This window comes from Nonomuraea sp. NPDC005730 (assembly GCF_040630865.1).
Classification (GTDB): Bacteria; Actinomycetota; Actinomycetes; order Streptosporangiales; family Streptosporangiaceae; genus Nonomuraea.
The window spans coordinates 1-15,232 of record NZ_JBEXYK010000055.1 but is presented as its reverse complement, the minus strand read 5'-3'; the positions used below and the strand labels follow the sequence as shown (position 1 = coordinate 15,232).

20 protein-coding genes are annotated in these 15,232 nt (G+C 70.7%); 19 read left to right on the top strand and 1 reads right to left on the bottom strand.

Annotated features, from left to right (window positions below; translation table 11 throughout):
• The first annotated feature begins 115 nt into the window (after window positions 1-115).
• The 8 genes from rplK to ABZ444_RS39330 all read left to right on the top strand — a co-directional run bounded on the left by rplK (window position 116) and on the right by ABZ444_RS39330 (window position 4,730).
• Window positions 116-547: a 50S ribosomal protein L11 gene (gene rplK, locus ABZ444_RS39365; RefSeq protein WP_357967458.1), complete on the top strand. Its 432-nt coding sequence runs from the start codon at window positions 116-118 to the stop codon at window positions 545-547.
• A 60-nt stretch (window positions 548-607) separates the two neighbouring features.
• Window positions 608-1,327, top strand: a complete 720-nt coding sequence (rplA, locus tag ABZ444_RS39360; RefSeq protein WP_358008679.1) for a 50S ribosomal protein L1 — start codon at window positions 608-610, stop codon at window positions 1,325-1,327.
• Between the two features lie 239 nt (window positions 1,328-1,566).
• Window positions 1,567-2,394 (top strand): DUF1396 domain-containing protein, encoded by an 828-nt coding sequence (locus ABZ444_RS39355; protein WP_357967394.1) that lies wholly within the window; start codon window positions 1,567-1,569, stop codon window positions 2,392-2,394.
• Between the two features lie 239 nt (window positions 2,395-2,633).
• Window positions 2,634-3,158: a 50S ribosomal protein L10 gene (rplJ, locus tag ABZ444_RS39350; protein ID WP_125642941.1), complete on the top strand. Its 525-nt coding sequence runs from the start codon at window positions 2,634-2,636 to the stop codon at window positions 3,156-3,158.
• A 72-nt stretch (window positions 3,159-3,230) separates the two neighbouring features.
• The gene (gene rplL / locus ABZ444_RS39345; protein ID WP_358008677.1) at window positions 3,231-3,623 is read left to right on the top strand and encodes a 50S ribosomal protein L7/L12; all 393 of its coding nucleotides are present in this window, start codon (window positions 3,231-3,233) and stop codon (window positions 3,621-3,623) included.
• A 145-nt stretch (window positions 3,624-3,768) separates the two neighbouring features.
• Window positions 3,769-4,269 carry a glycosyltransferase family 39 protein gene (locus ABZ444_RS39340; protein WP_358008675.1) on the top strand — a complete coding sequence of 167 codons (501 nt, stop codon included), beginning with the start codon at window positions 3,769-3,771 and terminating at the stop codon, window positions 4,267-4,269.
• Window positions 4,266-4,520: a hypothetical protein gene (locus tag ABZ444_RS39335; RefSeq protein WP_358008673.1), complete on the top strand. Its 255-nt coding sequence runs from the start codon at window positions 4,266-4,268 to the stop codon at window positions 4,518-4,520. The genes ABZ444_RS39340 and ABZ444_RS39335 overlap by 4 nt, the downstream gene beginning before the upstream one ends.
• Window positions 4,521-4,601: 81 nt before the next feature.
• On the top strand, window positions 4,602-4,730 hold the full coding sequence (locus ABZ444_RS39330) for a hypothetical protein (protein ID WP_358008671.1): 129 nt from the start codon (window positions 4,602-4,604) through the stop codon (window positions 4,728-4,730).
• Here ABZ444_RS39330 and ABZ444_RS39325 read toward each other — a convergent pair.
• The gene (locus ABZ444_RS39325; RefSeq protein ID WP_358008670.1) at window positions 4,717-5,130 is read right to left on the bottom strand and encodes a nuclear transport factor 2 family protein; all 414 of its coding nucleotides are present in this window, start codon (window positions 5,128-5,130) and stop codon (window positions 4,717-4,719) included. The genes ABZ444_RS39330 and ABZ444_RS39325 overlap by 14 nt on opposite strands.
• Before the next feature lie 92 nt (window positions 5,131-5,222).
• On the opposite strand from ABZ444_RS39325, the gene ABZ444_RS39320 reads away from it, so the two are divergent.
• The 11 genes from ABZ444_RS39320 (at window position 5,223) to ABZ444_RS39270 (ending at window position 14,671) form a co-directional block, all read left to right on the top strand.
• Window positions 5,223-5,789 (top strand): TetR family transcriptional regulator, encoded by a 567-nt coding sequence (locus ABZ444_RS39320; RefSeq protein ID WP_358008669.1) that lies wholly within the window; start codon window positions 5,223-5,225, stop codon window positions 5,787-5,789.
• 127 nt (window positions 5,790-5,916) lie between these two features.
• Window positions 5,917-6,918, top strand: coding sequence for an ABC transporter ATP-binding protein (locus ABZ444_RS39315; RefSeq protein WP_358008667.1), 1,002 nt, complete (start codon window positions 5,917-5,919; stop codon window positions 6,916-6,918).
• A gap of 71 nt (window positions 6,919-6,989) precedes the next feature.
• Window positions 6,990-7,736 (top strand): ABC transporter permease, encoded by a 747-nt coding sequence (locus tag ABZ444_RS39310; protein WP_358008665.1) that lies wholly within the window; start codon window positions 6,990-6,992, stop codon window positions 7,734-7,736.
• Window positions 7,733-8,515 (top strand): ABC transporter permease, encoded by a 783-nt coding sequence (locus tag ABZ444_RS39305; protein WP_358008663.1) that lies wholly within the window; start codon window positions 7,733-7,735, stop codon window positions 8,513-8,515. Before ABZ444_RS39310 ends, ABZ444_RS39305 begins: the two co-directional genes overlap by 4 nt.
• Window positions 8,512-9,567 carry an MCE family protein gene (locus tag ABZ444_RS39300; RefSeq protein ID WP_358008661.1) on the top strand — a complete coding sequence of 352 codons (1,056 nt, stop codon included), beginning with the start codon at window positions 8,512-8,514 and terminating at the stop codon, window positions 9,565-9,567. Before ABZ444_RS39305 ends, ABZ444_RS39300 begins: the two co-directional genes overlap by 4 nt.
• Window positions 9,564-10,556 (top strand): MCE family protein, encoded by a 993-nt coding sequence (locus tag ABZ444_RS39295; RefSeq protein WP_358008659.1) that lies wholly within the window; start codon window positions 9,564-9,566, stop codon window positions 10,554-10,556. Before ABZ444_RS39300 ends, ABZ444_RS39295 begins: the two co-directional genes overlap by 4 nt.
• A complete protein-coding gene (locus ABZ444_RS39290; RefSeq protein WP_358008657.1) occupies window positions 10,547-11,536 on the top strand; it encodes an MCE family protein in 990 nt (329 codons plus the stop codon). Before ABZ444_RS39295 ends, ABZ444_RS39290 begins: the two co-directional genes overlap by 10 nt.
• Window positions 11,533-12,513, top strand: a complete 981-nt coding sequence (locus ABZ444_RS39285; protein ID WP_358008655.1) for an MCE family protein — start codon at window positions 11,533-11,535, stop codon at window positions 12,511-12,513. Before ABZ444_RS39290 ends, ABZ444_RS39285 begins: the two co-directional genes overlap by 4 nt.
• Entirely contained in the window at window positions 12,510-13,670 is a 1,161-nt protein-coding gene (locus ABZ444_RS39280) for an MlaD family protein (RefSeq protein WP_358008653.1), read from the top strand. The genes ABZ444_RS39285 and ABZ444_RS39280 overlap by 4 nt, the downstream gene beginning before the upstream one ends.
• A 6-nt stretch (window positions 13,671-13,676) precedes the next feature.
• A complete protein-coding gene (locus ABZ444_RS39275; protein ID WP_358008651.1) occupies window positions 13,677-14,177 on the top strand; it encodes a hypothetical protein in 501 nt (166 codons plus the stop codon).
• Window positions 14,174-14,671: a hypothetical protein gene (locus ABZ444_RS39270; RefSeq protein WP_352325416.1), complete on the top strand. Its 498-nt coding sequence runs from the start codon at window positions 14,174-14,176 to the stop codon at window positions 14,669-14,671. The genes ABZ444_RS39275 and ABZ444_RS39270 overlap by 4 nt, the downstream gene beginning before the upstream one ends.
• The last annotated feature ends 561 nt before the right edge of the window (window positions 14,672-15,232 follow it).

The window sequence follows — 15,232 nt, the reverse complement described above, 5'->3', positions numbered from 1 at the left end:
CGATCACCTACACTTAGACGTTCGGTCGGCCGCCTTTCGCGAAGGGTGGCCTTCCGACATGTCCGGGCGCATCCGCGTCCGGACAGCATCACGATCAGGACCCGGAGAAGGACTCATGCCTCCGAAGAAGAAGATCGCGGCGCTCGTCAAGGTCCAGCTCCCCGCTGGCCAGGCCACGCCCGCTCCGCCGGTCGGTACCGCCCTCGGTCCCCACGGCGTCAACATCATGGACTTCGTCAAGCAGTACAACGCTGCGACGGAGGCCCAGCGGGGCAACATCATCCCCGTTGAGATCACCATTTTCGAAGACCGCAGCTTCACCTTCATCACGAAGACGCCCCCGGCGCCTGAGCTGATCAAGAAGGCCCTGGGTCTCGACAAGGGCAGCGCCGTCCCCCACAAGGAGAAGGTCGGCAGGCTGACGCGCGAGCAGCTGCGCAGCATCGCCGAGACCAAGATGCCCGACCTCAACGCCAACGACGTCGAGGCTGCAGAGAAGATCATCGCCGGCACCGCCCGGTCGATGGGCATCACGATCGCCGACTAAGACCTTTCCCAGATCCGTGGGAGGGCCGGGTCCCGGCCCGCGTACCACAAGGAGACAGACATGAAGCGCAGCAAGGCGCACAAGGACGCGGCGGCCAAGGTCGACCGCGACAAGCTCTACACGCCCGCCGACGCCGCGAAGCTGGCCAAGGAGACGTCGAGCACCAAGTTCGACGCCACCGTGGAAGTGGCGCTGCGGCTGGGTGTCGACCCTCGCAAGGCCGACCAGATCGTGCGCGGCACGGTCAACCTCCCGCACGGCACCGGTAAGACCGCCCGGGTCCTGGTCTTCGCGACCGGTGACCGTGCCGAGGCAGCCCGCGAGGCGGGCGCCGACATCGTCGGCGCCGACGAGCTGATCGACGAGATCGCCAAGGGCAACCGGCTCAACGAGTTCGACGCCGTGGTCGCCACCCCTGACCTCATGGGCAAGGTCGGCCGTCTGGGCCGCGTGCTCGGCCCGCGCGGTCTCATGCCCAACCCCAAGACCGGCACCGTGACGCCCGACGTCGCCAAGGCCGTGACGGAGATCAAGGGCGGCAAGATCGAGTTCCGCACCGACCGGCAGGCGAACCTGCACTTCATCATCGGCAAGACGTCGTTCCCCGAGCGTCAGCTCATCGAGAACTACGCCGCCGCCCTTGACGAGGTGCTGCGTCTCAAGCCGTCGGCGGCCAAGGGGCGTTACCTGAAGAAGGTCACCTTCTCCACCACCATGGGCCCCGGCGTCCCCGTCGACCCCAACCTCACCCGTGGCCTGACCGCCGAGCTCGACGCGTAACGGCTGCACGTTCTTCGAAAGGCCCCCGCCTGTGCCAGGCGGGGGCCTTTCGGTTCGTACGGGTGCCTCCGAGCGCCGGGTCGGAACCGTTTCGTCCAGGATTTCCGGCGTGGATGATCTCTCCAGGTGAGCGGGGTTGTGCAGAAATCGTGCACAGCTTGTCGGGGAGAACCCTGGGTTTTCCCCGAATTATGCGGGGAAGTCGCCACGACGGGACAAGCCAACCGTAGGGTCAAAACATGCTGAAGCGCAGGATAAGTCTCGCCACCGCCGCGGCCGGAGCTGCTCTCATCGCGGCCACGGTCGCCGGGTGCGGTACGAACGTGCAGCCCATCCAGGTCAACCTGGCCGCCTCAGAGGTGCTTGCGCAGGCCGCGCAGAAGACCGCAGAGGTCACCAGCTACACGGTGGACGCCGTCGCGAACGTGACGCACCCCCAAGAAGGCAACGGCAAGGTGCAGGGACGCATGCTCTACCAGAGCAAGCCCCAGCTCGCCGTCGACCTGACCCTCGACACCGTCGACATGGGCGGCCGGAACCTGCCGGGCGGCGTGCGCGCCGTCCTGCAGGGTGACACCGTCTACGTGAAGGTCGAGGCGCTCAAGCAACTCGTCGGCGCCACCAAGCCGTGGATCAAGGTCGCGCTCAACGAAGTGGGCGACCAGAACCAGGTCAACCAGTACCTCAGCCAGATCCAGCAGTTCGACCTCGCCAACGTGACCAAGCTGGTCACCGTCTCCAAGGACGTGAAGCAGGTCGGCACCGAGAGCGTCAACGGCGCGGACACCACCCACTACAGCGGCACGTTCCCCGTGGACGCCGCCGTCGGCCAGCTGCCCGCCGACAAGCAGCAGCAGGCCAGGACGAACCTCGCCGAGCTCAAGGACGTCAAGTTCGACATCTGGGTGGCCGGCGACGGCCTGCCCCGCAAGCTCACCCTGAACGGCTCCAAGGAGGGCGCGACGCTGGACGCCACGCTGCTCTTCAAGGGCTTCAACGAGCCCGTGAAGGTCGAGGCCCCGCCCGCGGACCAGGTCGGTGAGCTGCCGAAGACGACCGTCAACTGAGAACCGATTTGGAAACTCGGCGACCAGCACGTACTCTGGTCGTTGCCGAAGACCGCCGGTCGTCGTCAGGTGCATCAGTCCTGGCGACCGAAGGATCCACGTTCTGTGGACGGCCCGCGCAGGTGTGATGCGAGTTTCCCATATGGTGCAGTTCCATATGTGAGCCCCGTGCGCCCCTGCGCCCGGGGCTGTTCTCATTTCCAGGGGCCTTCGCCGGCGGCACACCTGGAAGGAGGCCCATGGCGAGGGCGGATAAGGCGACAGCCGTTGCCGAGCTCAAGAGCGAGTTCGAAGGCAGCAGCGCCGCCGTTCTGACCGAGTACCGCGGTCTCACCGTCGCTCAGCTCAAGCAGCTGCGCGTTGCTCTTGGTGAGAATGCGAAGTTCGCCGTGGCGAAGAACACCCTGACCAAGATCGCGGCCAACGAAGCCGGTCTGTCGTTCCCCGACGACCTGCTCACTGGCCCGACCGCGATCGCCTTCGTCAACGGCGACGTTGTCGAGGCGGCCAAGGGTCTGCGTGACTTCGCCAAGGCCAATCCCCTTCTGGTGATCAAGGGTGGTGTGCTCGACGGTAAGACGCTCGACGCCACCGAGATCACCAAGCTCGCCGACCTCGAGTCCCGCGAGGTCCTCCTCGCTAAGCTCGCCGGTGCCCTCAAGGCGAAGCAGAGCGCTGCCGCCGCGGTTTTCGCCGCGCTGCCCACGCAGATGGCTCAGCTGGCCGACGCCCTTCGTGCCAAGCGCGAAGAAGCGGGCGAGTAACACGGGGGTTGCCGCAACTTCCGCGGTCCCGTTCCTAGTTTTCTGCAAGTCCTAAACGTAAGGAAAAGCATCATGGCGAAGCTCAGCAACGACGAGCTGCTCGACGCGTTCAAGGAGATGACCCTCCTCGAGCTGTCCGCGTTCGTGAAGAACTTCGAAGAGGTCTTCGACGTCAAGGCCGCCGCCCCCGTCGCGGTCGCCGCCGCCCCCACCGCCGGTGGCGGTGGCGAGGCCGCCGCCGTTGAGGAGCAGGACGAGTTCGACGTCATCCTCGAGGCCGCCGGCGACAAGAAGATCCAGGTCATCAAGGAGATCCGCGCCCTCACGTCCCTGGGCCTCAAGGAGGCCAAGGACCTGGTGGACGGCGCTCCCAAGCCGGTCTTCGACGGCAAGGTCAACAAGGAGCAGGCGGAGAAGGCCAAGGCTGCCCTCGAGGGCGCCGGCGCCACCGTGACCGTGAAGTAACTTCCCACTTCACACAGCTCTTCGAAAGAGGCGGACACACCCTGGTGCCGGGTGTGGCCGCCTCTTTTCGCATGTGACGGGACGGCTCAGGCGATCCTCATCCGGGTCTCGTCGCCCGGCCAACGGGCCTGCCTGGCGTGCAGGTGTGCTGAGCGAAGCGAGATCGCGGGTGGCGTCGGCCGTGCTGCTCCTCGGCGCCGGAGTCCTCTACGTGTGGGGGCTCGGGGCGGCGGCGTGGGCCAACTCCTCCTGTTCGGCGGCCGTGCAGGCCGGGAGCCAGAGCTGGAAGGCGTTCTTCTTCGGGTCGTCCGACGCCGCGAACGCGATCACCGTCGGCAAGACCCCGCCTCGCTCTGGCCGAGGGAGCTCCGCGTACGGATCTAACTCCTGGGCCGTCCTCGTGCCCCAGGCGCTCATGGGCGTCGGCGCGGTGGCCATGGTGTACGCGACCGTGCGCCGACTGTTCCCCGTCCGGGCGGCGCTGCTGGCCGGGGCCGCGATGGCGGTCACGCCCGTGGCCGTGCTGATGTCCCGGTTCAACAACCCCGACGCCCTGCCGGTGTTGTCGCTGACCGTCGCCGGGTACTGCGTGACGCGGGCCAGGGAACACGGCTCGACGCGGTGGCTCGTGGAGCGGGGGCGGTGATCGGGTTCGCGTTCCTGGTGGTCCAGGGGTTCGCGCTGGTCTTTCTCGTCACCGCGCCGGGCGGCCTCCGGCGGCGGGTGTGGCAGCTCCTGGCGGCCGGGGCGGCGGTGGCGGTGGCGGCCGGGTGGTGGCTGGTGGCCGTGGCGCTGGTGCAGGCGTCCGAGCGGCCCTACATCGGCGGTTCGCTCGAACAACGCCGCCGGTTGCCGGCTCGCCAGCGGCCTGCCCGTGCTGGCCGTCGGCGGTCTTAACGGCACCGACCCCGCCCTCACGCTCGACCGCTTCAGCAGTACGTCGCCCAAAGGCGGATCCACTACTTCATCGGCACCGGCATGGGCGGCTTCGGCAGTTCCGGCACCGGCGGCAGCGACGAGGTGGCCCGGATCGCGGCCTGGGTACAGGACACCTTCACCGCCACGACCGCCGGCGGCATCGCCGTCTTCGACCTCAGCCGGAACTGAGCCCAGGGCCGTGGGCCGCCTCCCGGACCTTGGCGATGGCGCTCGCGTCCATGAAGTCCTTGCAGTGGACGATCCGGCCGTCCCTGATCCGCAGCATCAGCAGCCCAGGGACGGTGATCGCCCGCTCGCCCACCTTGACGTGCGCGTTCTGCTCGACGACCACCACCTCGGGATCGTCCGTACGGTGCAACGCGACCCGCTCCACCTCCTGCGGCACGGCGGGGGAGAGGCCCCAGGACGCCCGGTACCCCGCCCGCACCGCCTCCCGCCCCTCGTACGGCGGCAGCCCGCCGAACGGGAACTCGTGCCTCCCGTCCTCCGCGTACAGGTCGGCCAGTTCGTCGGCCGACTTGCGCAGCATCGCGCCGTGGAAGGCGCCGACGATCTCCTCGACGGTCATGACCACAACCCCTCGCATCTCGCTCAACAGTCGTTGACTCAACGAGCGTAGAGCGAATCCGGGCGAACGGTCAACACAGGTAGAGTCGGATCGTGAGCGAGCGCGTGCTTCCCCGTGCCGAACGGCGGCGCAGGACCGAGGGAAGGATCCTCGACGCGGCCAGGGCGCTGTTCGCCGAAGTCGGCTACGAGCGCGCCACCATCAGGGCGGTCGCGAAGTCCGCCGAGGTGGACCCGGCCCTGGTCATGCAGTACTTCGGCAACAAGCAGAAGCTCTTCAGGGCCGCCGTGCGCGCCACGCCCGCCCCCGAGGCCGCCGTCACCCCGGAGGAGCTGGTCGAGCACCTGCTCGGCACCCTCGACGTGAAGATGGGCGAGCTGCCCCAGGGCTCGCTGGCGATGATGCGTTCGATGCTCACCCACCCCGAGGCGGGCACGGCGGCCCGCGAGGCGCTCGCCCGGCAGATCGACAGACTCGCCGCGTCGATCCCCGGCGAGGACGCCCGCCTGCGCGCGGCCCTGATGACCGCGATCCTGCTCGGCGTGACCGTCGGCCACCAGCTGCTCGAACTGCCCGAGCTGCGCGACGCCCCGCCGGACCGCATCGCCCGGCTGCTGCGCCCGAGCCTGCGCGCCCTTACTGGACCTGACGTCTCATAACCGCCGGGTAACAAGTTATTGGAACCGGTTCCAATTCCTCGGAACGCCGCTACCGTGAGTCCATCCTGGAAGTAAAGTGTGCGGCACGTTATCCCCTGAGTGCTCCCTGTGATCGGGAAGGTGGCCAGTGGGCGTCGAGGTCGTGGTCGAGGGGCTGACCAAGTCGTTCGGTCGGCAGGTCATCTGGGAAGATGTCTCGCTCACGCTGCCCGCGGGTGAGATCTCGGTGCTGCTCGGCCCGTCGGGCACCGGCAAGTCCGTCTTCCTCAAGACGCTGGTCGGCCTGCTGCGTCCCGACCGCGGCCACATCTGGATCGACGGCCACGACCTGGCGAGCTGCCCCGAGCGCAAGCTCTACGAGCTGCGCCGGCTGTTCGGCGTGCTGTTCCAGGACGGCGCCCTGTTCGGCTCGCTCAACCTCTACGACAACATCGCCTTCCCGCTGCGCGAGCACACCAGGAAGACCGAGGCCGAGATCCGCCGGATCGTGATGGCCAAGATCGACCTGGTCGGGCTGGTCGGCGCGGAGGGCAAGCTGCCCGGCGAGATCTCCGGCGGCATGCGAAAACGCGCCGGCCTGGCCAGGGCGCTGGTGCTCGACCCCGAGATCATCCTGTTCGACGAGCCCGACTCCGGCCTCGACCCGGTCCGCACCGCCTTCCTCAACCAGACGATCGTCGACATCAACGCCGACATCGAGGCCACGTTCCTGATCGTCACCCACGACATCAACACCGCCCGCACGGTCCCCGACAACATCGGGCTGCTGTTCCGCCGCGAGCTGGTCATGTTCGGGCCGCGCGAGATGCTGCTGTCCAGCGACGAGCCGGTGGTGCGGCAGTTCCTCAACGCCCGCAGGCACGGCCCGATCGGCATGTCGGAGGAGAAGGACATCTCCGAGCTGGAGGCCGAGGCCCAGATGGGCCACGACCCCGGCGGGCTGCCGCCGATCCCGCCGCAGCTCATGCCGAGCGGCAATGTGCTCCGCCGGTCGCAGCAGCCGCCCGGCCGGTGGCTGGCGGCCCACGGCGTGATCCCGCCGCAGGGCTCGTTCGTGGACGAACGCGGCCGCGACTGGCTGGAGGAGTACCCCCGGCTGATCAACGCCCACGCCGACGGCGTCGCCTAGATCATGAATCCGACCGAGAAGTACCTCCTCGCGGCCTTCGAAAATGACTGTCCGCGTTTGATCGGCCGCACATGGTGACGGTAGAGGTCGGGCGGTTCGTCGCCATGTCGCTCGACACCGCCAGGGCCGCCGCGCGACGGCCCTTCCAGGTGCGCGAACTCGTCCGGCAGGCGTGGTTCATCGTCAGCGTGAGCGCCCTGCCCACCGCCCTGGTCGCCATCCCCTTCGGGGCCGTGCTCGCCATGCAGACCGGCAACCTCATCCGCCAGTTCGGCGCCCAGTCCTTCACCGGGGCCACCGCGGTGCTCGGCATCGTCCGCGAGGCGGGCCCGGTGGTGACCGCGCTGATGATCGCGGGCGCGGCCGGCAGCGCGATCTGCGCCGACCTCGGCGCCCGCCGGATCAGGGACGAGATCGACGCCATGGAGGTGCTCGCGGTCGACCCGCTGCACCGGCTCGTCGTGCCCAGGGTGGCCGCCTGCGCGCTGGTCGCGCCGCTGCTCAACGGCCTGGTCGTCACGGTCGGGCTGGTCGCCGGCTACCTGTTCGACGTGGTCGTCCAGGGCGGCTCGCCCGGCGCGTACCTCCAGTCGTTCAACGCCTTGGCCGAGGTCTCCGACCTGTGGGTCTCGGAGGGCAAGGCGCTGGTCTTCGGGGTCACGACGGGGCTCGTCGCCGCGTACAAGGGGCTGAGCGCTGCGGGCGGGCCCAAGGGCGTGGGGGAGGCGGTCAACCAGGCCGTGGTGTTCGCCGCCCTGCTGCTGTTCGCCGAGAACTTCCTGATCAGCGCGGTCTACAACGAGCTGGTGCGGTCATGAGGGCGCTCGACCGGCAGGGCGAGTTCTACGCCAGGGCGATCAGATCCCTCCCGGCCGGCGCGCGCTACCGCCGGGAGGTGCTCAGGCTGCTGGCCGAGGTCGGGCTGGGCAGCGGCGGCCTGGCGGTGATCGGCGGCACGATGACGATCGTCGCCTTCATGACCTTCTTCACCGGCACCGAGGTCGGCCTGCAGGGTTACACCGGCCTCGACCGCATCGGCGGCTCGGCCTTCACCGGCTTCCTGTCCAGCTACGTCAACACCCGCGAGATCGCCCCGCTGGTGGCCGCCATCGGCCTGTCGGCCACCGTGGGCTGCGGGTTCACCGCCCAGCTCGGCGCGATGCGGGTCGGCGACGAGGTCGACGCGCTGGAGGTCATGGCTATCCCGCCGGTGCCGTTCCTGGTCACCACGCGCCTGATCGCCGGCTTCGCCGCCGTCATGCCCCTGTACGTGCTCGGCCTGCTCGCCTCCTACCTCGCCACCCGCCTGATCGTCACCGTGCTGCACGACCAGTCCACGGGCACCTACGACCACTACTTCGAGCTGTTCCTGTCGCCCTACGACGTGTTGTGGTCCTTCGGCAAGGCGATGGTCTTCGCCGTCCTGGTGATCCTCATCCACTGCTACCACGGCTTCCACGCGACCGGCGGGCCGGCCGGGGTCGGGGTGGCGGTCGGGCGGGCCGTACGCGCGGTGCTGGTGACGGTGAACGTCGCGAACCTCCTGCTCGGCCTGGCCATCTGGGGCACGACCACGACGGTGAGGCTGGCCGGATGAGACACGGCGCCGCGCTCCTGGCGATCATCGCCGCCTTCACGGCCCTGACGCTGGCCGTCTACACGAAGGCGTTCTCCACCGCCCGGCACGTCACGCTGCTGCTCCCGGCCGCCGGGCTCCAGCTCGACCGCCGGGCCGACGTCAAGGTCAACGGGGTCGTGGTCGGCGAGGTGGCCGACCTGGCGCCCGCCGAACACGGCGCCCGCATCACCCTGGCCCTCGACCACGACGTCGACCGCGCCTCCACCGCCGAGCTGCGCGCCAAGACCCTGTTCGGCGAGAAGTACGTCGCCCTGATCCCGCCCGGCTCGCCGCGCGGCCCGCTGCGCGACGGCGACGTGCTCAGGTCCTCGGCGGCCGCGGTCGAGATCACCGAGATCCTCGACCGCCTGCTGGCCCACCTGCGCGCCGTCCACCCCGAACGCCTGAACGCCGCCCTGAACGCCCTGGCCACCGCCCTGGACGGCCGCGGCGCCCGGCTCGGCACGACCCTGGACAGAACCGATGCCTACCTGCGCCGCCTCCAGCCCCACCTGCCGGCGCTGAGGCGGGACATCGCCAAGCTCGCCGACGTCACCGCCCGGTACGGCCAGGCCGCCCCCGACCTGCTGCGCACCCTCGCCAACAGCGCCGCGATCAGCCGCACCCTCACCGCCGCCCCCATCGCCCCGGCCGCCGCGGCCGTCACCCGGGCCGCCACCGCCACCGACCGCCTGCTGAGCACCAACGAGCCGGGGTTGGTCGGCCTCCCGCATGTCGTCCGCCCGGCCCTCGACGTGGCCGCCCATCACGCGCCCGTCATCCCGTGCGTCCTGCGCGGCCTCGACCGCCTCCGGCCGCTGCTGGACAACGCCTTCGGGCACGGCAGCGCGAAGGCGGTGCTGGAGATCGTCCGGCCGGCGCACCCGTACGAACCGGGCAAGGACACCCCGCGCTACGCCGACCGCAGGGCCCCGGCCTGCTACGGCCTGCCCGACCACGCGCCCGTGCCCTTCCCGGGGGTGCGCTTCGACGACGGCACGGCCGACCTGGCGAGGCTGATGCTGCGATGACCACGCTCGGGCCGGCGCTCAAGCTGGCCGTCTTCGCCCTCGTCACCACCCTGTGCGTGGCCACCCTCGCGATCACGATCTCGGGCGCCCGCTTCACCGCCGCGGTCGTCTACCACGCGCTGTTCACCGACGCCTCGGGGCTGCGCGAGGGCGACGAGGTCCGCATCGCCGGCGTGCGGGTGGGCCGGGTGGAGAGCGTCACGCTGGCGGGCGTCCAGGCCGAGGTCGCCTTCTCCGTACGGCGCACCACCGCGCTGCCCCGCGCGGTCGTGGCCGCCGTCCGCTGGCGCAACCTCGTCGGCGACCGCTACCTGACGCTCTCCACCGGCCCCGGCGGCGCCGGCCTGCTCCCGCCGGGCGCCCGCGTCACCGACACCCGCCCGGCCCTCGACGTCACGGCCCTGTTCAACGGCTTCAGACCGCTGCTCAACGCCATCCGCCCCCAGGACGTCAACAAGCTGAGCTGGCAGATCGTCCAGGTGCTCCAGGGCGAGGGCGGCACGGTCGAGGCCCTGCTCGGCCACATCGCCTCCCTCACCGGCACGCTCGCCGACCGCGACGCCGTGATCGGCCGCGTGATCACCAACCTCGGCGCGGTGCTCGGTGAGATCGCCGGCCGGGAGCACGACTACGACCGCCTGCTGATCGACCTGCGCGCCCTGATCGGCGGCCTGGCCGGCGACCGCGAGGCCATCGGCGACTCGCTGGCCACCCTCGACCGTCTCACCGCCGTCACCGGCGACCTCGTCCGCCGGGCCCGGCCCGACCTGCGTGCGAGCGTCCGGCACGCGGACGGGCTGCTCAAGGCGCTCAACGCCAGGAGCGCCCTGGTCGAGGACACCCTCGCCCGCGCGCCCGACCGCCTCGGCCGGCTCGTCCGGGCCTCCTCCTACGGGTCGTGGTTCAACTTCTACCTCTGCTCGCTCACGGTCAGGAGCGGCGGCGTGCGCACTCCGAAGATCGTCAACGGGAGCCCGCGATGCCACTGACCCCCTTCAGGAGACGCGACCCCGTGCCGCTGGGCGTCGGCGGCATCGTCGTGGCTCTCGCGCTGGTCGTGGCGGCCCTGGTGGTCGGCGGCCTGCCGCGCGGCCGCACGTACTCGGCCGCGTTCGCCGACTCGGCGGGCCTGCGCGAGCACGACGACGTGATGATCGCCGGGGTCAAGGTCGGGGAGGTCACCGGGGTCGATCTCGAAGGCGACCACGTCCGCGTCGACCTGCGGGTGGCCGACGACGTCCGGCTCGGCTCGCTGACCAGGGCGGACATCCGGATCAAGACCCTGCTCGGCGCCCACTTCGTCATGCTCGTCCCCGAGGGCGCCGGCCGGCTCCAGGGGCAGATCCCGCTGTCGCGCACGAGCGTCCCCTACGAGGTCGCGCCCGCCGTCGCCGACCTGGGCGCGGCCGCGGGACGCGTCGACGAGCGGGCCCTGGCCGCGGCCATGACCGTGTTGTCGCAGACCATGGAAGGCTCCTCGGCGGAGATCCGGGCCTCCCTCCGGGGGCTCGGCAGGCTCTCGCGTACCGTCGCCGCCCGCGACGCCCGCCTCCACGACCTGGTCGGCCACGCCCGTACCGTCACCGGCCTGCTGGCCCGCCGGAACGCCGACCTCCACGGCCTGGTCACCGACGGCGACCTGCTGCTGCGCGAGGTCTCCGCGCGGCGGGCCGTCGTCCACGGGCTGCTGGTCAACACGGTGGCGCTGGCCGGGCAGATCGACGGGTTGGTCGCCGACAACAGGACCACGTTGCGACCCGCCCTCGAACGGCTGCGCTCGTTCGTCGCCGTGCTGCGCCGCCAGGAGGAGAGCCTCGACCGGTCGCTGGCCCTGCTCGGCCCGTTCGCCCGGCAGCTCGCCGACGCGACCGGCAACGGGCGCTGGTTCGACACGATCATCCAGAACCTGGTCCCGCTGCCCGCCTCCATCCGGCCGCCCGACCCCCTGCCAGAAGGACCCGTGCGATGAGAGGCCCGCTCGTCCTGGCGCTGCTGCTCCTGACCGTGGCCGGCTGCGGCTTCGAGGGGGTGGCCTCGCTGCCGCTGCCCGGCGGCGCCGACCTGGGCGAACGGCCGTACGCGGTGACCATCCGGTTCGCCGACGCGCTCGACCTGGTGCCGCGCTCGCCGTGCAAGGTCGACGACGTCACCGTGGGCGAGGTCACCGGCGTGGAGCTGGGTGACGACTGGCGGGCCGACGTGGTCTGCCAGGTACGCGGCGACGTCGCCCTGCCCGACCGCACGTCGGCGGCGATCTCGCAGACGAGCCTGCTGGGGGAGAAGTTCGTCAAGCTGCTGCCCGCCGGACGCGGACGGCTGAGCGGCCCGATCCCGATGGCCCGTACGAGCACGACGGCCGAGGTCGAGGAGGTGTTGTCGGCCGCCTCGCTGCTGGTCGACGGCGGTGGGCTCGACCAGGTCGCCACCATCAACCGGGAGCTGGCCGACGTGCTCGACGGCCGCTCGGCCCGGCTGAAGGACCTGCTGCGCAGGCTCGGCGCGTTCGCCGCGGGGCTCGACGGCTCCAAGAAGCAGATCGTCCGGCTGATCGACGCGCTCGACGGCCTCACCGGCACCCTGGCCGCCCAGCGCGCCACGATCAGGGCCACCGCCACCGAGATCGGTCCGGCCGTCACCCTGCTCAAGGGTCAGCGCGCCGGCCTGACCGCCATGCTCGCCGCCCTCGACCGGCTCGGCCGCACCGCCACCCGCGTCGTCGAGCGCTCCCAGGCCGACACCCTCGCCGACCTCCGCCACCTGCACCAGCTCCTGCTCAACCTCGACCGGGCGCGCGACAGCGTCGCCTCGGGGTTGGCGACCGCGATCACGTTCCCGTTCCCGGGGTCGGCCTCGTCCATGCTGCGCGGCGACTACGCCAACGCCGACCTGACCGTCGACGCCTCGCCCGGCACCACGCTGCGCAACCTGCTCGGCGGTGCGCGATGACCGTCAGGCTGCTGGCGTTCGCGCTGATCGGGGTGGTGGCGGTGGCGTACACGCTGGTGAGGTACGCCCGGGTCGGCGCCGACCTGTTCGACCCCGCCTACCGGGTCACGGTCGAGCTGGCCGACGCGGGCGGGCTGTTCGACGGCTCGGAGGTGACCTACCGGGGGGTGCCGGTCGGCCGGGTGGAGTCGCTGGCGGTGGCGGGCGACGGCGCGCGGGCCGTGGTCAGGCTCGGCTCCGGCGCCCCCGTCCCGGCCCGCGGCCTGCTGGCGGTGGTGGCCAACCGGTCGGGTGTGGGGGAGCAGTACCTGGACCTGCGGCCCGCCGGGGGCGCGGGGCCGTACCTGCGGGAGGGGGACGTGATCGACCGCGCGCACACGCGGCTGCCGGTCCCCACGGCCCAGCTGCTCGGCGACACCGACCGCCTGCTGACCTCGGTCGACCCGCGCGACCTGGAGACGGTCGTGACCGAGCTGGACAAGGGGCTCGGCGGCAACGGGCCCGCCCTGCGACGGCTGGCCGACGCGGGCGAGAGGCTGCTCGGACAGGCCGAGAGGGTGCTTCCCGAGACGGTCGCGGTCCTGCACTACGGGGAGACCGTGCTCGACGCTCAGCGGGCCTCTGGGGGCCATCTGAAGGCATTCGCCGGACATCTGGCGAGCTTGACGGATTCGCTCCGGAACGGTCGCGGCGACCTCGCCCACGTGATCGGCCGCACCCCGCGCGCGGCCGAGTCGCTCGAACGCCTCACCGACGGCGTCGCGCCCCACCTGCGCCCGCTGCTGACGCACCTCGTGATCGGCGGCCGTACGGTCTCCGCCCGGGTCACCGCCCTCCGGCAGCTCCTGATCGGCTACCCGGCCGCGGTCGCGGGCGCCTTCTCCGTGGTCGACCGGGACGGCCTGCATTTCGGCCTCGACCTCGACCTCAACGTGCCCAGGCCCTGCACCCGCGGCTACGAGGGCGTACGCAGGCGGCAGCCCCACGACCTCAGCACCCGGCCGCCCGACCCCAAGGCGTTCTGCAGGGAGCCGCGCGGCAGCGCGACCGGGGTGCGCGGCGCCCGCAACGCCCCGGCTCCCCAACCGCCTCCGTCGATTCCAGGGCTTCAGGAGTGGCTCGCGGGTTATGATCCGGCGACCGGCCGGAAGGGGTGAGCACAGGTGGGAGCACTTCCCGCACGCCCGGCACGCATCCTCGTGGCCGCCCTCAGCGTGACGCTGGCGGCGCTCGTCGCCGCCGGTGTGTGGATCTCCCTCCAGGCACGTGACGCGCAGGCCCTGGCCGACGACAGGCAGGCCGCGCTGCTGGCGGCCGGCACCCACGCCAAGAACCTGGTCTCGCTCGACTACAAGACCGCCGACGCCGACGTGCAGCGCATCCTCGACACCTGCACGGGCGGGGCCAGAACCGGCTACCAGGCCATCGCGGGCAAGCTCAAGAGCACCACGGTCGCCAACAAGGTCGTCCAGCACGGCGTCCTGCGCGCGACCGGCCTGGTGTCGATGTCCGGCGGCACGGCGAAGGTGCTGGTGGTGGCCGACGCCGAGATCCGCTGGGACGGCTCCAAGAGCCCGCCCCAGGAGCGCTTCTACCGCTGGACGATGGACGTGACCAAGGCCGGCGGCGTCTGGCTGGTGTCGAAGGTGGTGCAGGTGGTGTGAGAACCGTCACTGTGGTGCTGCTCGGCGTCCTGGTGATCGTCGCGGGCGTGCTGGTGCCCAGGATGTGGTTCGACCTGCGCGACCTGCGGGGGGCCGAAGGGGCCGGGGCCGAGGCGATGGCGACGGCCCGGCAGGTCGCCCCCGACATGTTCTCCTACGACTACCGCTCGGTGGAGGCCGACCTGGCCAGGGCCGGGGCGTACACGACGGGCGAGCTGACCAGGCATTACAAGGAGCTCACCACGTCGCTGGTGTCCAAGGCCAAGGCCGAGAAGACCGTCCGCACCGCGGCCGTGGTGGACGCCGGCGTCGAGCGCGCCACGCCCGACAGGGTCGAGGTCCTGTTGTTCGTGAACATGGTTACGGTAAAAGTAGTGCCGAACCAGGACAGGCCCCAGCAACAGGTGACCCAGAACCGCGCCCGGTTCGTCATGGTCAGGCAAGACGGGCGCTGGCTGGTCGAGGGGCTGTCCACGCTGCTGGGAACGGCCTGAGCCGCCGGGCGCGCCGCTACCTTCAATTGTTACCAAAAATCAGGTTTGGCGAAGCCCTTGATAGGGGTACTCCAGTCACAGCTACATCGGTGGTCGGCATGGGTTCGACCCCCGGGGTGACGGAGCGTTAACCGCCCACGATCGCGGGTATCGTCTTGGGCCTGGCGGTAGGCGCCCGATCACACTGGGGAGAAAACCCAGCGTCCGGGCCTCTAGGCGGCTAAAAGTCGGGCTCGCGGGCTTGACGTTTGCGGCTGAACGGGCGATGCTGCGACCAACGTGGAGCATGCAGCGAGAGCGAAGTGGACAGGCGTGTGCCGTTCGGCTACACTGCCCCTTTGCGCTGCCCTTTGACGACCCGTGATGCTTGCTCACGTTGCGAGGTTGTCTGGCGTGCGTGTAGTCAGTCCGCCGCGAGCCCTCGGAAGGACATCTGTTGGCAGCCTCGCGCAACGCCTCCGCCGTACCCGCTGGTCCCCGTCGCGTTTCTTTCGCGCGTATCCAGGAGCCCCTCGAAGTTCCTGATCTTCTCGCTCTGCAGACCGAGTCGTTCGACTGGTT

What these genes read in the sequence shown, in the direction of transcription:
- rplL (WP_358008677.1), top strand. Translation starts at nt 3,231, where the DNA reads ATGGCGAAGCTCAGCAACGACGAGCTGCTCGACGCGTTCAAGGAGATG.
- rplJ (WP_125642941.1), top strand. Translation starts at nt 2,634, where the DNA reads ATGGCGAGGGCGGATAAGGCGACAGCCGTTGCCGAGCTCAAGAGCGAG.
- ABZ444_RS39310 (WP_358008665.1), top strand. Translation starts at nt 6,990, where the DNA reads ATGGTGACGGTAGAGGTCGGGCGGTTCGTCGCCATGTCGCTCGACACC.
- ABZ444_RS39325 (WP_358008670.1), bottom strand. Translation starts at nt 5,130, where the DNA reads ATGACCGTCGAGGAGATCGTCGGCGCCTTCCACGGCGCGATGCTGCGC.
- ABZ444_RS39300 (WP_358008661.1), top strand. Translation starts at nt 8,512, where the DNA reads ATGAGACACGGCGCCGCGCTCCTGGCGATCATCGCCGCCTTCACGGCC.
- ABZ444_RS39330 (WP_358008671.1), top strand. Translation starts at nt 4,602, where the DNA reads ATGGGCGGCTTCGGCAGTTCCGGCACCGGCGGCAGCGACGAGGTGGCC.
- ABZ444_RS39280 (WP_358008653.1), top strand. Translation starts at nt 12,510, where the DNA reads ATGACCGTCAGGCTGCTGGCGTTCGCGCTGATCGGGGTGGTGGCGGTG.
- ABZ444_RS39295 (WP_358008659.1), top strand. Translation starts at nt 9,564, where the DNA reads ATGACCACGCTCGGGCCGGCGCTCAAGCTGGCCGTCTTCGCCCTCGTC.
- ABZ444_RS39305 (WP_358008663.1), top strand. Translation starts at nt 7,733, where the DNA reads ATGAGGGCGCTCGACCGGCAGGGCGAGTTCTACGCCAGGGCGATCAGA.
- ABZ444_RS39285 (WP_358008655.1), top strand. Translation starts at nt 11,533, where the DNA reads ATGAGAGGCCCGCTCGTCCTGGCGCTGCTGCTCCTGACCGTGGCCGGC.
- ABZ444_RS39355 (WP_357967394.1), top strand. Translation starts at nt 1,567, where the DNA reads ATGCTGAAGCGCAGGATAAGTCTCGCCACCGCCGCGGCCGGAGCTGCT.
- rplK (WP_357967458.1), top strand. Translation starts at nt 116, where the DNA reads ATGCCTCCGAAGAAGAAGATCGCGGCGCTCGTCAAGGTCCAGCTCCCC.
- rplA (WP_358008679.1), top strand. Translation starts at nt 608, where the DNA reads ATGAAGCGCAGCAAGGCGCACAAGGACGCGGCGGCCAAGGTCGACCGC.
- ABZ444_RS39290 (WP_358008657.1), top strand. Translation starts at nt 10,547, where the DNA reads ATGCCACTGACCCCCTTCAGGAGACGCGACCCCGTGCCGCTGGGCGTC.